Consider the following 13876-nt stretch of genomic DNA (forward strand, 5'->3'; position numbering starts at 1 on the left):
CATGGCTGCAAAACTCCGTAAAGGTGATGAAGTCATCGTTCTGGTTGGCAAAGACAAAGGCCAGAAGGGTACGATTTCATCCATTGATCCGAAGGCTGGTAAAGCTGTTGTTGAGGGTATCAACATCGCGATCCGCCATCAGAAGCAATCACAGGCTACGCAAGGGGGCCGTACCCCCAAGGCGATGCCGATCAACCTGTCCAATCTGGCCATCGTTGACAAGAACGGCAAAGCATCGCGCGTTGGCTTCCGTATGGATGGCGACAATAAGGTGCGTTTCGCCAAGACAACAGGGGATGCGATCTGATGCTTGATACCGCAAACTACACCCCGCGCTTGAAGGCCGAGTACACTTCCAAAATTCGCGCTGCGATGAAGGAAGAGTTCGGTTACAAGAACGAAATGCAGATTCCGAAGCTGGACAAGATTGTTCTGAACATCGGCTGCGGTGCAGAAGCTGTTCGTGACAGCAAGAAAGCAAAATCCGCACAGGAAGATCTGACAACCATCGCTGGTCAGAAGGCCATGACAACACGCGCCAAGAAATCCATCGCGGGTTTCCGGGTTCGTGAAGACATGCCGCTGGGGGCGAAAGTCACCCTGCGTGGCGAACGGATGTATGAATTCCTTGACCGTCTGATCACCGTTGCAATGCCCCGTATCCGCGACTTCCGCGGCGTATCGGGCAAGTCCTTTGACGGTCGTGGCAACTACGCCACCGGCCTGAAAGAGCATCTGGTGTTCCCCGAGATCAACTTCGACAAGATCGATGAGAACTGGGGCATGGACATCGTTATCTGCACAACAGCGAACACTGACGCTGAAGCAAAGGCACTGTTGAAGCACTTCAACATGCCGTTCAACAGCTAAGCGCTCAGGGAGAAAAGAGATATGGCTAAGAAATCCATGATCGCACGCGAAGTGAAGCGTGAAAAGCTGGTCAAGCAGTATGCCCAAAAGCGTGCCGACTTGAAGGCAATCATCAACGACAAAGAAAAGCCCGTGGAAGAGCGGTTCAAGGCGACACTTGAGCTGGCCAAACTGCCACGGAACTCTTCTGCGACCCGTTTGCACAACCGCTGCCAGCTCACCGGGCGTCCACACGCCTATTACCGCAAACTCAAGATCAGCCGGATCGCGCTGCGGGACCTTGGTTCCAATGGCGAAATTCCCGGTATGGTCAAGTCAAGCTGGTAAGGAGAGCATAAGATGAACGATCCTATCGGTGATATGCTGACACGTATCCGTAACGGTCAAATGCGCGGCAAAGCTGCGGTGGAAACACCTGCATCGAAACTGCGCGGCTGGGTGTTGGATGTGTTGTCAGACGAAGGCTACATTCGCGGTTATGAAAAGAAGGACGGCAAAGACGGCCACCCTGCTTTCAATATCGAGCTGAAGTACTACGAGGGCACTCCTGTTATTCGCGAAGTGAAGCGGGTTTCCAAACCCGGCCGTCGCGTTTACCTGGGCGCCAATGACATCCCATCAGTCCGTCAGGGCTTGGGTGTGTCGATTGTCTCCACCTCTCAGGGTGTGATGTCGGACGCAAAAGCACGGGCAGCCAATGTTGGCGGCGAAGTGCTCTGCACCGTATTCTAAGGAGCATTAGATGTCTCGTATTGGTAAGAAACCGGTTGAACTACCCTCTGGCGTAACTGCCAGCGTGTCAGGACAGACCGTTGAAGTGAAAGGCCCCAAAGGGACCCGTAGTTTCAAAGCAACCGACGATGTAACCCTGACAGTTGACGGCAATGTCGTTTCGGTCGAACCACGCGGCAAGTCCAAGCGTGCGCGCCAGCAGTGGGGCATGAGCCGCACGATGGTCGCGAACCTGGCAACCGGCGTATCGACAGGGTTCAAGAAAGAGCTTGAACTGTCCGGTGTTGGTTATCGCGCACAGATGCAGGGTAACACCCTGAAGCTGTCATTGGGCTATAGCCACGATGTGAATTTCGAAGTGCCAGAGGGTGTCACAGTGACAGCCGCAAAGCCCACCGAAATCACAGTGGAAGGTATCGACGAGCAACTTGTTGGTCAGGTCGCGGCGAACATTCGCGAATGGCGTAAGCCCGAGCCCTACAAGGGCAAGGGTATCAAGTACAAAGGCGAATATATCTTCCGCAAAGAAGGTAAGAAGAAGTAAGGAACGCGAAAATGGCAAACAGCAAAAGAACTCTGTTTCTGAAGCGCCGTATGCGCGTTCGGAACAAGCTGCGCGGCGTCACCGCCAATCAGGGCCGTGCCCGTCTGTCGGTGCACCGCAGCAACAAAAACATCAGCGTCCAGCTGATCGACGATGTGAACGGCGTGACACTCGCGTCCGCCTCGTCGCTCGAGAAAGATCTGGGCGTGGTTGGCAAGAACAACATCGAAGCGGCCACAAAGGTTGGTTCTGCGATTGCAGAGCGTGCCAAGAAAGCCGGTGTCGAGGTTGCTTACTTCGACCGTGGTGGTTTCCTGTTTCACGGCAAGATCAAGGCTTTGGCCGAGGCAGCCCGTGAAGGTGGCTTGAAAATCTAAAAGGTGAGATGGGTTAAAACCCATCTTACGACCTTGCAGCTGTCCCGCAAATCTGGCGGTGCGGCTCGATGATCCGGGGCGTGTCGCCACCGCGATTGGACAACGCCCGTAAGGGCACGAACACAAAGGACGCCATCAATGGCAGAACGTGAAAACCGCGGCCGTGGCCGCAACCGTGAAGAACAGGCCCCCGAATTTGCCGACCGTCTGGTCGCGATTAACCGGGTGTCCAAGACCGTAAAGGGTGGTAAGCGCTTTGGCTTTGCCGCACTTGTCGTTGTTGGCGACCAAAAGGGCCGCGTCGGCTTTGGTAAAGGGAAGGCCAAGGAAGTTCCTGAAGCGATCCGCAAAGCCACAGAGCAGGCCAAGCGCCAGATGATCCGCGTTGCACTGCGCGATGGTCGTACATTGCACCATGATATCGAGGGCCGTCATGGCGCTGGTAAAGTGGTCATGCGCACAGCCCCCGTTGGTACTGGTATCATCGCCGGTGGTCCGATGCGTGCTGTCTTTGAAATGCTGGGCGTACAGGACGTGGTATCAAAGTCGATCGGTTCACAGAACCCTTACAACATGATCCGCGCCACGATGAACGGCCTGTCCAAAGAGCAATCACCACGCAACGTCGCACAGCGTCGTGGCAAGAAGGTTGCTGACATTCTGCCCAAGCGGGACGAGGCTCCGGCCGCCGCCCCTGCTGAAGCTGACGCATAAGGAGACCGCGATATGGCTAAAACAATCGTCGTCAAGCAGGTGGGTTCTCCCATCCGTCGCCCTGAAAAGCAGCGTGCTACGCTGATCGGTCTGGGCCTGAACAAGATGAACCGTACACGCGAACTGGAAGATACACCTTCTGTCCGTGGCATGGTCAACAGCATTCCCCACCTCGTCGAGATCATCGAAGAGCGCGGGTAAACCCTACACTGTTCCGGAGCTTATCCGGCAACTGTTTTGGAAAACGCCCTCGGGAAACCGGGGGCGTTTTTTTGTAGGGATATGCTTAGTGGATCTACCCGCTTCGTTAACCGCTCATGAGAAATCAGAAGGCCTGAACGTGAACCTTGTCAGCCGCCCGCCCCAGAAATGATCGCCTACGCTGGTTTGTTTTTGTCGGCGTTGATAGCGGCCACGATCCTGCCCATGCAGTCAGAGGCGGTGCTGGTCGGTCTATTGCTGCAAGGCGAACGCACAGTCGTTTGGCTGCTGGTGATTGCGACCACCGGGAATGTCCTTGGGTCGCTGATTAACTGGTATTTGGGGCGCTTCTTGCTGCGGTTTCGCGACAGATCGTGGTTTCCGGCGTCTAACCAGCAATTAACGCGGGCAGAAGGGTGGTATCATCGCTATGGCCGCTGGTCATTGCTGGGAAGCTGGTTGCCGATTGTCGGTGATCCGCTCACCGTTGTTGCGGGCATCCTGCGCGAACCGCTGCCCACGTTCCTGCTGCTGGTAACGCTGGCCAAGGGCACCCGCTATGTTGTGCTGGCGGCGCTGACACTTGCATGGTTTTAACAGCCAAACGCTGTTTCAGTCGGGCACGTTGTCTATGCCACTACCGCCCCATGGATGGCACCGCATGATCCGCCGGACGGTCAACCAGCCGCCTTTGAGTCCACCATGCTTTGATAATGCCTCTAGTGCATAGGCCGAGCAGGTGGGTTGATAGCGGCAACCGTGCCCGACCCAGGGCGACCAGATCAACCGGTAGGCCCGCACCGGCAGTGAAAAGACGTAGGCGAGCGGGCTCATCCATGGACCTTGCGCAACGCGCGTTCAAGGTCGGTGACGAGGGTCTGAAAGGGCAGCGTCGCTGTTGTGGTCTTGCGCCCCACAAGCACATAATCCCAGCCATCGCGCCCCAGCTTGGGCAGAACCAGACGCGCGACCTCGCGCAGGCGTCGCTTGGCGCGGTTCCGCGCCACGGCATTACCGACTTTTTTGGAACAGGTGTAACCCACGCGGATGCCCTGACCCTCGCCCTCGGCCCGTTTGCGCGCCTGAAGATGGATACCCGGGGTGCCGCATCTACGCGCACCAGCGGCCCGCACAAAGTCTGCGCGCTTTTTGAGGACAGTCAGACGAACAGAAACCGCCGGTGTGCCAACCAGAGGCGCCACCGGCGGTTTCAAATCAGTCAACGCAGCAAAAGGGCGCTTACGCGCTCAACTTTGCGCGGCCCTTGGCGCGACGTGCGTTCAGGATCTTGCGGCCAGCCTTAGTGGCCATCCGTGCGCGAAATCCGTGGCGGTTCTTGCGAACCCGGTTTGATGGTTGGAACGTGCGCTTCATCGCAGTTTCTCCGGTTGTTGGCCAAACCCAAGCGAGGGATTCGAAGCCGGTCACATATCAGACCTGTCGTTTAGTGGGGGTCATGCCGCATGTCAACGCGCCTGTCGCGCTGAAATTGCAACAAATTGCGGCCGGGATCACGTTAAATGTTTCAATCAGGCCGGGCAAACCCCCCGAAAATGAAATATGTGCATGACGTTTCATCAATGCGCCGTGATGTGGGTATCGCGAAAGGTCGGTTGCGTTCATCTAGGCAGCAACCGAAGCCCCAGCAGGATTTGAAAGATGACCGATATGCCTGACGCCGCCACCCACCCGATTCTCAGCAAGCTGCCATTAATCGTAATCGCAGTTGTTGCCGTCTTTGGGGCCTACTTCCTGCGCGATTATCTGACTTTTGAAGCGTTGGCCCAGAACCGCGAAGCGCTGATTGCCTTTCGCGATGCGAACTATCTTTTGACCGTGTTGGTGTTTATCGCGGCCTATGTCGTCATTGTGGCATTTTCGCTCCCCGGGGCGACAATCGCCACGCTGACAGGCGGGTTTCTTTTTGCGACCTTTCCGGGAGCCTTGTTCAACGTAACGGGTGCAACACTGGGGGCCACGGCGATCTTTCTGGCGGCGCGCTGGGGGTTTGGCGAAAGCCTTGGCAGGAAATTGGAAGGGTCAGACGGCATTGTCAAAAAAATCAAGGACGGGATTGATGAAAACCAGTGGTCCATGTTGTTCCTGATCCGTCTGGTTCCTGCCGTGCCGTTTTTTCTGGCGAACCTTATACCGTCATTTCTTGAGGTGCCGCTGCGCCGCTTCATGATCTCGACGTTCTTTGGCATCATTCCGGGGGCTGTCGTCTATACATCCGTGGGTGCCGGACTGGGCGAGATTTTCGCGAAGGGCGAAACCCCGAACCTTGGCATCATTTTTGAGCCGCAGATCATCTTTCCCATCATTGGTCTGTGCGTCCTTGCGGCCTTGCCAATCATTCTGAAAACCATTCGCGGTAAAAAGGGGCTTTGAGCTATGAACCGGATCAAGACAGACATTTGCATCATCGGTGGCGGCTCTGGCGGATTGTCCATCGCGGCGGGTGCAGTCCAGATGGGGGCAAAGGTTGTCCTGCTGGAAGGGCATAAGATGGGCGGTGATTGCCTGAATTACGGATGTGTCCCGTCCAAAGCGCTGATCGCATCGGCCAAGCAGGCTTATGCGATGTCGCACGGGGCAAGATACGGCGTGGGCGAGGTTGAGGCTCAAGTCGACTATGCCGCCGCCAAGGACCACGTGCATGACGTTATTGCCACGATTGCCCCCGTGGACAGCGTGGAGCGTTTCGAAGGGCTTGGCGTGCAGGTCATTGAGGAATTCGGCAAGTTCATCTCGAAAACCGAAGTGCAGGCCGGTGAGACCATCATCGAGGCGCGCCGCTTTGTCGTGTCCACTGGGTCCGGCCCGTTTGTGCCGCCGATTTCCGGTCTGGATGATGTCGCCTACTACACGAACGAGAACATCTTTGATCTGCGCGAAAAGCCCGCCCACCTGATCATTATCGGTGGTGGCCCTATCGGCATGGAAATGGCACAGGCGCATCGCCGGCTGGGCTGCGAGGTCACGGTGATTGAAGGGGCCAAGGCGTTTGGCAAGGACGACCCTGAGATGGCCGAAATCGTGTTGGAGAACCTGCGCGCCGAGGGCATCAACATTGTGGAAGAAGCGCAGGCCGAAAAGATCACCGGCACGGGTCAGGCGATCACTGTCCATACACCCAAGGGTGACTTCACCGGCTCGCACCTGCTGATGGCAGTAGGGCGCAAGGTGAACACCGACAAGCTTGACCTTGATGCTGGCGGGATTGCGCATGACCGCAGCGGTCTGAAAGTCGGGGCTGATTTGCGGTCTGTCACGAATAAAAAGGTCTATGCCGCAGGGGATGTCGCCGGAGGGCTGCAATTCACCCATGTTGCGGGCTATCACGCGGGGGTTCTGATCCGGTCGATGCTGTTTGGCTTGCCGTCAAAGCAGCGCACCGATCATATCCCGTGGGCGACCTATACAGACCCAGAACTGGCACAGGTTGGACTGACCGAAGCGCAGGCAAAAAAGAAGTTTGGCGCGCAGCTTGAGGTCGTCCGGTTCGATTTTCACCACAATGATCGGCTGATTGCAGAACGCAAAACCAAGGGCCTGATCAAAGTAATGGTGGTCAAAGGGCGGCCTGTTGGCGCGTCAATTGCAGGGCATATGGCGGGCGAATTGATTGGCATGTGGGCGATGGCCATTGCCAACAAAATGAAAATGTCAGCCATTGCGAATACGGTTTTGCCCTATCCGACCGTCAGTGAGGTTAACAAACGCGCAGCGGGTGCCTATTTTACCCCTAGATTGTTTGAAAGCCCGACCGTTAAACGTGTAGTCGGCTTTGTGCAGCGGTGGCTGCCCTAATGCGCTGAGGTTCTATGTTCAATTCGCTCTCAGGCCGCTTCCTGATCCTCACGATCATCTTCGTGATGCTGGCCGAGGTATTGATTTTCGTGCCGTCGGTGGCGCGCTTTCGTGAAGACTATCTGTTGGCGCGGCTTGAGCGGGCACAGATCGCTTCGCTGGCGCTTGAGGCTGACGCAATGCTTGACCCCGCGCTTGAGGTTGAGCTGCTGCGGAATGCAGAAGTCTATAACGTTGTGTTGCGGCGCGACGAGGTGCGCCAACTGGCCCTGTCTTCACCACTGCCTGCGCCCGTGGCGGCCAGCTATGACATGCGGAATCCATCGGGGCTGACACTGATTGCGGATGCAATGCGGACACTGGTGAATACCGATGATGATATCATCCGCGTCTTTGGAAATCCTGTGCGCGAGGGCGGGTTGATGATCGAAGTCACAATGGATGAAATGCCTTTGCGTGACGCCATGCTCGCCTATGGACGCAATATCCTGATCCTGTCGGCATTCATTTCGATTGTAACGGCATGCTTGCTCTTTCTGGCGGTACAGGTGTTGCTGGTCCGCCCGATCAAAGGCGTCGTGGACCACATGCAAAGCTACGCCAAAGCCCCCGAAGATGCCCGTCAGATCATAACGCCGACCGCAGGCGTGCGCGAACTGCGGGACGCCGAAGAGGCGCTTCAAACCATGCAGCAACAGTTGACTGGCGCGCTCAAGCAAAAGGAAAGGCTGGCCCAATTGGGGGGTGCAGTGGCAAAGGTCAGCCACGATTTGCGCAATATCCTGACCTCTGCGCAGCTTTTCACGGACCGGATCGAAGGGTCCGATGATCCGCTGGTCATCCGCATGGCGCCGAAGCTGGTCAATTCCATCACCCGGGCCGTGAATCTATGCGAAACGACGCTGGCGTTCGGCCGGGTCGAGGAACCCGCGCCGGCCCTGGCACGGGTCAATCTGGCGCAAATTGTCGATGATGTGGTCGATAGCGAACGTCTCGCGGCTGGTGACTATGATCTGGTGATTACCGACGAAATACCGCCCATGCTAACCCTGCGGGCAGATGGCGAGCAGCTCTATCGCGTTCTGTCCAATCTGGTGCGCAATGCGCGCCAGGCGATAATGGCGTCGGGCAATGCCGGTGAAATCATCCTGCGCGCATCAGAGGACGATCAGGCCTGGTCCATCTTGGTGCGCGACACCGGACCCGGACTACCCAAAAAAGCGCAAGAGCATCTTTTCCAAGCGTTTCAGGGCAGTGTGCGCAAGGGTGGGTCCGGCTTGGGGCTCGTCATCGCGGCTGATCTGGTGCGCGGCCATGGTGGCCGGCTTGAGCTTCTAGAGACTTCTGAAAACGGGACCAGCTTCCTGATCAAGCTACCCAAAGCTGATCTGGCGCTCACGTCTGCTGCTGAATGAAAGAGTTTTGCAATTCGGTCTTGCATCGGATCGCCACTGGGGCTAAATGCAACGCCACGCGGATTGGTAGCTCAGTTGGATAGAGTACTTGACTACGAATCAAGGGGTCGGGGGTTCGAATCCTCCCCAGTCCGCCAAAGAATTCAAAGGCTTAGCGAGAGATCGCTAGGCCTTTTTCAGTTCTTAGTCTCTTTTTAGTCGCATAAATGTGATGAGAAATCGCGTTTTGCCATGTGCAGCTATGAGCGGATTCGCAGCCGCCTCAGTGCCGACGACAGCTTGATCCACAGCCATAAGCTGCTAGCCTGCCACTTCCTCGGGGAACTTGTCGAAACCCGAGCATCGCGATGCTCTTCTATCTAGGAGAGATCGTGATGAAGATACTTTCAAAACGCCAGGTCAAGGAGTTGGTCTTGTACTCACCGCAACACACTGCACGTCTGGAGAAGGCAGGCCTATTCCCCAAGCGGGTACAGCTGGGCCCGAACCGCGTGGGCTGGGTTGAGAGTGAAGTGCTGGAGTGGCTTGAACTACGTCTGGCGCAACGCGAAGTGCTGAACTGACACTCCTGAAAGGGAGCTGGGTGGCCGGGGTTGCAAACTTGGCCACCCGACAGTTTCGGCCCTAACCGGACCTCCGTAGATTTTGCAGTGAACAGCGGCTTCGAGCCATTGACATATGTTGCAATCTAGCAAGCGTCCTGCTTGCCGGCTTAAATCCGTGCGACTGTGGCGAAGCCTCGGACGTGTCCGCCTCAGTTCGTTCATAGTTCTAACAGGTAACCGAGCAGACATTCTATCGTTGGCGTAAGCAGTATGGCGGCATGGGTACCGACCAACTCAAAGAACTGAAGCGTCTACAGAAGGAGAATGATCGGCTGCGTCGTGCCGTATCGGACCTGACGCTGGATAAGTTGATCCTGTCGGAGGCCGCACGGGGAAACTACTGAGCCCCTCACGTCGCCGTGCCTGCATTAACCATGTGCGGAGCCAGTTCCACATCTCGGAGCGTCGTGCTTGTCGTGTTTTGGGGCAACACCGATCAACACATAGGCGGTTGCCAGTTGAGCGTGCCGATGAGGAGCTTTTGGTGGCCGACATGATCGAACTGACGCGCCAGTATGGTCGGTATGGCTATCGCCGGATCGCAGCTTTGCTCAGAGACGCTGGATGGCTTGTGAACGACAAGCGTGTCGAACGCTTATGGCGACGTGAAGGGCTTAAAGTACCAATGAAACAGCCCAAGAAAGGACGGCTCTGGCTCAACGATGGCTCGTGTGTCCGGTTGCGGCCAGAAGATGCCAGCTTTTGCGTTGAGGTGCTGGAGGAAGCCATCGCCAGATATGGAAAGCCGGAAATAATGAACACGGACCAGGGCAGCCAATATACGGGCACAGGCTGGATCACGACGCTGACAAAGGCTGAGATCAAAATCTCAATGGATGGGCGCGGTCGTTATCTCGACAACATCTTCATCGAACGGCTCTGGCGATCCCTCAAGCAGGAAGCCGTCTACTTGCACGAAATCACTGACGGGTTCCAAGCAAAACGGATCATCGATAACTGGATCGAGTTCTACAACCACGAGCGGCCTCACACCGCGCTCGACAAACGGACGCCAGACACCGCATACTTCACCCAAGCGGAGATACGAAAAGCGGCATGAACACAAACCAGATGCATCTTAGCCAAGCCGCAAACCTGTCCTAAAAAGCAGGACCACTTCACATGCTTGGCCGCCGACACAACCAATATGGCTTTTGCAATGATGAAACCTACCTTCGGCATAGTTCTTTCCAGAACAAGCTTGGCCAACGATCTGTTGAGCGTGGGAAAGCTATAAGCCCCGCTCAAGCAATCCGTTCCTGCAAGCGAAAACGTTTTTCTGTCAAGACTGAAGGGGACAACTCCACACCCAAACGAAGCAAAGTTTATGAGTTGGCTCCAAGAATGCCTTAGCTGAATTTTAGCCCAAGAGTATAAATTGCAGCGGAGAGCTTTAGATTTTCTTTGACGATCCATATTCGTAGATTCGGAAAACCCACCGTCACCCGAGACCAATCAAGTCATGTGTGCAATAGTGGCATGCCCAATATGGGCTGAAATGCGCAACGTTCGGCTTGAATACATCCAATTATCATTGTCACCATCCGAATTTCTCTAAGCACTATTTTTATCGTGTCCATTACTGGCATTCGAATAAAATGAATGGACCCTATAAATGAGTGAGCAGAGACCGAGCAAAATAAAGCTCAGTGCGATTGGTCTTTCTACAAAAATCAGTAATCCATGATCCGACAATAAGAGCGATTGCCGGAATGCTTGCTCCGCCCCACCTGCCAGGACGAAAGAGATAACGAAAGCTGCTGGATTAAAGTCGAACCGTTTCATCAACCATCCGAGGAACCCAGCGGCCACCATAACCCAAACGTCAAAAAGATTTGTTCTAGAAGAATATGCTGTAATGAATGCTGTCAATAGTACAATCGGGTACAGTATGTTGACCGGCACCTTAGTAATAAAACGACCAATCCATGCAGCCCCGAAATATCCGATCAGTCCATAGGCGCAGATGCCGATCAAACCTGCAGCCATCAGATTATAAACAAGATCTTTTGACGTGACGAACAACGTCGGGCCGATTTGAATTCCGTGAATAAGAAAAACGCCCACCATGATCGCGCCAATTGTGGACCCTGGAATTCCGAGCGTCAGCAACGGGGCCATGGAAGGACCGGAGACAGCATTGTTAGCGGCCTCTGGTGCGGCCACTCCTTCGAGCGCACCGTGACCCCATTCATCCCTATTTTTGGCCCTGCGTTTACCTTCGCCGTAGGCGATAAAGGCGGCGATTGCTGATCCGAGTCCGGGAAGAAGGCCGATGCCTGCGCCAATGAATGACGATCGAACGACATGCGGAACACAAGGCCGAAATTCGGTCCAAGTTAAACCATTTCGCACGGCTGCACCTTTGGGGTCATCATCAAGCACTTCATGTGCAACTGGCATGAGCCGATTTTCAATTTGGGCAAACACCTCACCCAGCACAAAAATTCCGACCATTATCGGCACCAACTCGATGCCACCCAAAAGGTCCGAATTACCGAAAGTAAATCGCTGCGTCGACGTGATCGGATCGATCCCCACCATGTTGACCAGTACGCCCAACAATGCGCTTGCAAGACCACGAATGACAGACTTTCCGAGGACAGAACCAATAACAATAAAAGCGGCCAAATAGACCGCGAAGAGCTCGGGCGGACCAAAGCGCAATGTCAGCGCCGCGATATAGCCGACCCCGACGATCAACAGAAGCTCTCCGATAAAATCGCCCATGACTGACGATATCGTTGCAACCTTCATCGCCTTTGATGACAGTCCTTTCTTTGCAAGAGGATATCCATCAATTTGCGTAGCCGCCGACGCCGCAGTTCCAGGTGTGTTAAACAGAATTGCCGAGATGGAGCCCCCGTAGCGTCCTGACTTTCCAATAACATAAAGAAAGGCGAGTGCTGCGAGCGGTTCCATGTAAAACGTCATGGGAAGCAGCATTGCAATTGCAGCTGATGCTGTAAGACCTGGTATTGCCCCCACAACCGTACCCACCACGGCTGCAAGCAGGACCCAGCCCATTAAGGCAGGGGACGTGAAAATCGTTTCTAGACCATAAAATATTTCCAAGTTTCAGCGCCTCGTCAACCAATCGTAAACATCGAACCACTCCCCAAAGGGAGGGAAGATCGCGAGACCCACGAAAAAAATCATATGGTAGAGAACTGGGGTGACCAAAGCTGCCAACAAAAGTCCAAGTCTATGTCGCATCCCAAAAAGCCACATTCCTGCGACTGCCGCGAGACCGGTGCTAAGGTGATAGCCAATTGCGCCAATCAAAAAGCCGTAGGTTACGCATAGAACCAGTAGGGCCAATACGTACTTCAAGTATCGATTATCGGATTGCGTAGCGCCTGCGCCCATCGAGCCTCTCCGAGAAACGGAAGCTCCACGAAGCATTTCCAGGAGGCCTAGCATGCAAAGACCCAGAGCGGCAATAAGTGGTACTGTTTGCCCTCCCGCGTCGCCACGTGGCGACACCGGTATTTGCAGACTAAGAATTGTTGCGACGCTGCCAACAGTCGCCATTGCTGCTCCAACTATGATGACGGACCAGCGATGTTCCAATCGGCTCACTGATCAGCTACCGAAGCCCCGAGATCACGGGCTCTGTAGCGACCTGCATATCTCGCAGTGATTGTTCAGCATCCGCGCCGGTCATGTATCGCGGGAACGTCCCTCGTGCTGCGATCATCTCCATAAACATGGGATGTTCAGTGATCGTTTTCATGGCCGCTTCTATTCCTGAAACCGTCTCAGGGCTGACGCCATTGGGCGCAAACAGGATGATCGGGTTAGACACACTTGGCACATCGTAACCAGCCTCAAAAAACGTCGGGACAGTATCCGCATACGCATCCCGTTCACTGTCGGCAATTACCAGAACGCGCATGAGGTCCTCGAACCCAATCGCTTGGTGGATGCCGATGCCACCAAAATCAACTTGTCCACCGATCAGAGCGGTACGAGATGCACCACCACCAGTGAACGGAACATCCACAGCTTCCAAACCATAGGTGTTCAAAAAGGTCTGGGCCATGACATGAAACCCTGACCCTTGACCATTGTGAGACCAGCGCAGTGTCCCCGGCGCGGCACGCATGGCTTCTACAAGATCATTGATCGTTTCGTAAGGGCTGTCAGCGGGCACCGCGATTGAGCCCTTGAGCGTTCCGACCTGTGCAATTGTTTGAAAACTATCAAAGGGGTTAACCTCCGTATCGTTCAGCATGTGGCCCAGTAAGAACGAACCTGCTGCGGTCATCATAATCGTGTTTCCATCGGGGCGTACATTCGCGGCCTCAATCGTGCCACTCATCCCTCCTGCACCGGGCTTGTTAACGATGACAACAGGGACAGGCAAAACGTCGGTCGCGGCAGCGGCGATAGCGCGGGCATAGAGATCTGTGCCGCCGCCAGCATTAAAAGGCACAATGATCGTAAGCGGTTGCCGTGGTTCCCATTCTGCAGAGGCGGGCACTGCGGCACCCACCACCAACGTCAGAACCAATCCAATTTTCGAAATATGTTCCCAGATCATTGCGTACCTCCCAGTAACGGCTGAATTCATCTTCCGACTGACATTATCTGGATTCAATG

20 protein-coding genes, 1 tRNA gene and 1 pseudogene are annotated in these 13876 nt (G+C 55.1%); 16 read left to right on the top strand and 6 right to left on the bottom strand.

The genetic code is table 11. The annotated features are described in order from the left end of the window. Window position 1: 1 nt before the first annotated feature. The 9 genes from rplX (at window position 2) to C8N45_RS13235 (ending at window position 4035) form a co-directional block, all read left to right on the top strand. Window positions 2–307 carry a 50S ribosomal protein L24 gene (gene rplX, locus C8N45_RS13195; RefSeq protein ID WP_108386713.1) on the top strand — a complete coding sequence of 102 codons (306 nt, stop codon included), beginning with the start codon at window positions 2–4 and terminating at the stop codon, window positions 305–307. Continuing rightward, complete coding sequence (gene rplE, locus C8N45_RS13200) at window positions 307–870, top strand: 50S ribosomal protein L5 (RefSeq protein WP_108386714.1); 564 nt, start codon at window positions 307–309, stop codon at window positions 868–870. The genes rplX and rplE overlap by 1 nt, the downstream gene beginning before the upstream one ends. Window positions 871–891: 21 nt before the next feature. Next, window positions 892–1197 carry a 30S ribosomal protein S14 gene (rpsN, locus tag C8N45_RS13205; RefSeq protein WP_108386715.1) on the top strand — a complete coding sequence of 102 codons (306 nt, stop codon included), beginning with the start codon at window positions 892–894 and terminating at the stop codon, window positions 1195–1197. Between the two features lie 12 nt (window positions 1198–1209). Next, on the top strand, window positions 1210–1602 hold the full coding sequence (gene rpsH / locus C8N45_RS13210; protein ID WP_108386716.1) for a 30S ribosomal protein S8: 393 nt from the start codon (window positions 1210–1212) through the stop codon (window positions 1600–1602). A 10-nt stretch (window positions 1603–1612) separates the two neighbouring features. Continuing rightward, complete coding sequence (rplF, locus tag C8N45_RS13215) at window positions 1613–2146, top strand: 50S ribosomal protein L6 (RefSeq protein WP_108386717.1); 534 nt, start codon at window positions 1613–1615, stop codon at window positions 2144–2146. An 11-nt stretch (window positions 2147–2157) separates the two neighbouring features. Beyond that, window positions 2158–2523 carry a 50S ribosomal protein L18 gene (gene rplR / locus C8N45_RS13220; protein ID WP_108386718.1) on the top strand — a complete coding sequence of 122 codons (366 nt, stop codon included), beginning with the start codon at window positions 2158–2160 and terminating at the stop codon, window positions 2521–2523. Between the two features lie 138 nt (window positions 2524–2661). Further along, on the top strand, window positions 2662–3237 hold the full coding sequence (gene rpsE, locus C8N45_RS13225) for a 30S ribosomal protein S5 (protein WP_108386719.1): 576 nt from the start codon (window positions 2662–2664) through the stop codon (window positions 3235–3237). Between the two features lie 12 nt (window positions 3238–3249). Further along, entirely contained in the window at window positions 3250–3438 is a 189-nt protein-coding gene (rpmD, locus tag C8N45_RS13230; RefSeq protein WP_108386720.1) for a 50S ribosomal protein L30, read from the top strand. A 168-nt stretch (window positions 3439–3606) separates the two neighbouring features. Beyond that, window positions 3607–4035, top strand: a complete 429-nt coding sequence (locus C8N45_RS13235; RefSeq protein ID WP_108386721.1) for a YqaA family protein — start codon at window positions 3607–3609, stop codon at window positions 4033–4035. Window positions 4036–4050: 15 nt separating this feature from the next. Here the strand turns inward: C8N45_RS13235 and yidD are convergent, their stop codons facing one another. The 3 genes from yidD to rpmH are packed head-to-tail and all read right to left on the bottom strand — an operon-like array spanning window position 4051 to window position 4812. Then, a complete protein-coding gene (yidD, locus tag C8N45_RS13240) occupies window positions 4051–4272 on the bottom strand; it encodes a membrane protein insertion efficiency factor YidD (protein WP_108386722.1) in 222 nt (73 codons plus the stop codon). Continuing rightward, window positions 4269–4652 carry a ribonuclease P protein component gene (gene rnpA, locus C8N45_RS13245; RefSeq protein WP_375342472.1) on the bottom strand — a complete coding sequence of 128 codons (384 nt, stop codon included), beginning with the start codon at window positions 4650–4652 and terminating at the stop codon, window positions 4269–4271. Before rnpA ends, yidD begins: the two co-directional genes overlap by 4 nt. A 25-nt stretch (window positions 4653–4677) precedes the next feature. Continuing rightward, window positions 4678–4812, bottom strand: a complete 135-nt coding sequence (rpmH, locus tag C8N45_RS13250) for a 50S ribosomal protein L34 (RefSeq protein ID WP_007204042.1) — start codon at window positions 4810–4812, stop codon at window positions 4678–4680. Between the two features lie 285 nt (window positions 4813–5097). Here rpmH and C8N45_RS13260 point away from each other — a divergent pair, with 285 nt between their 5' ends. From C8N45_RS13260 to C8N45_RS23685, 7 genes and pseudogenes are all read left to right on the top strand, one after another. Next, entirely contained in the window at window positions 5098–5829 is a 732-nt protein-coding gene (locus tag C8N45_RS13260; RefSeq protein ID WP_108386725.1) for a TVP38/TMEM64 family protein, read from the top strand. A 3-nt stretch (window positions 5830–5832) separates the two neighbouring features. Then, on the top strand, window positions 5833–7251 hold the full coding sequence (locus C8N45_RS13265) for a dihydrolipoyl dehydrogenase family protein (protein ID WP_108386726.1): 1419 nt from the start codon (window positions 5833–5835) through the stop codon (window positions 7249–7251). 14 nt (window positions 7252–7265) lie between these two features. Then, window positions 7266–8666: a sensor histidine kinase gene (locus C8N45_RS13270; protein ID WP_108386727.1), complete on the top strand. Its 1401-nt coding sequence runs from the start codon at window positions 7266–7268 to the stop codon at window positions 8664–8666. A 60-nt stretch (window positions 8667–8726) separates the two neighbouring features. Further along, window positions 8727–8803: transfer RNA gene (locus tag C8N45_RS13275), tRNA-Arg, on the top strand. Window positions 8804–9040: 237 nt separating this feature from the next. Further along, window positions 9041–9229: a helix-turn-helix transcriptional regulator gene (locus C8N45_RS13280; protein WP_108386779.1), complete on the top strand. Its 189-nt coding sequence runs from the start codon at window positions 9041–9043 to the stop codon at window positions 9227–9229. Between the two features lie 215 nt (window positions 9230–9444). Next, window positions 9445–9962: pseudogene (locus tag C8N45_RS23680) on the top strand (IS3 family transposase); the annotation flags it as partial. Further along, window positions 9951–10331, top strand: coding sequence for an integrase core domain-containing protein (locus tag C8N45_RS23685; protein WP_375342473.1), 381 nt, complete (start codon window positions 9951–9953; stop codon window positions 10329–10331). The pseudogene C8N45_RS23680 and the gene C8N45_RS23685, both read left to right, overlap by 12 nt. A gap of 494 nt (window positions 10332–10825) precedes the next feature. Here C8N45_RS23685 and C8N45_RS13290 read toward each other — a convergent pair whose 3' ends face one another. Genes C8N45_RS13290 through C8N45_RS13300 form a run of 3 tightly spaced genes read right to left on the bottom strand, consistent with a single transcriptional unit; the run spans window position 10826 to window position 13817 of the window. Further along, window positions 10826–12346 (bottom strand): tripartite tricarboxylate transporter permease, encoded by a 1521-nt coding sequence (locus tag C8N45_RS13290; protein WP_108386728.1) that lies wholly within the window; start codon window positions 12344–12346, stop codon window positions 10826–10828. Between the two features lie 3 nt (window positions 12347–12349). Then, window positions 12350–12853, bottom strand: a complete 504-nt coding sequence (locus tag C8N45_RS24130) for a tripartite tricarboxylate transporter TctB family protein (protein WP_375342471.1) — start codon at window positions 12851–12853, stop codon at window positions 12350–12352. 7 nt (window positions 12854–12860) lie between these two features. After that, the gene (locus tag C8N45_RS13300) at window positions 12861–13817 is read right to left on the bottom strand and encodes a tripartite tricarboxylate transporter substrate binding protein (protein ID WP_108386730.1); all 957 of its coding nucleotides are present in this window, start codon (window positions 13815–13817) and stop codon (window positions 12861–12863) included. Window positions 13818–13876 lie beyond the last annotated feature (59 nt).

Origin of the sequence: Yoonia sediminilitoris (assembly GCF_003058085.1) — a bacterium.
Classification (GTDB): Bacteria; Pseudomonadota; Alphaproteobacteria; order Rhodobacterales; family Rhodobacteraceae; genus Yoonia; species Yoonia sediminilitoris.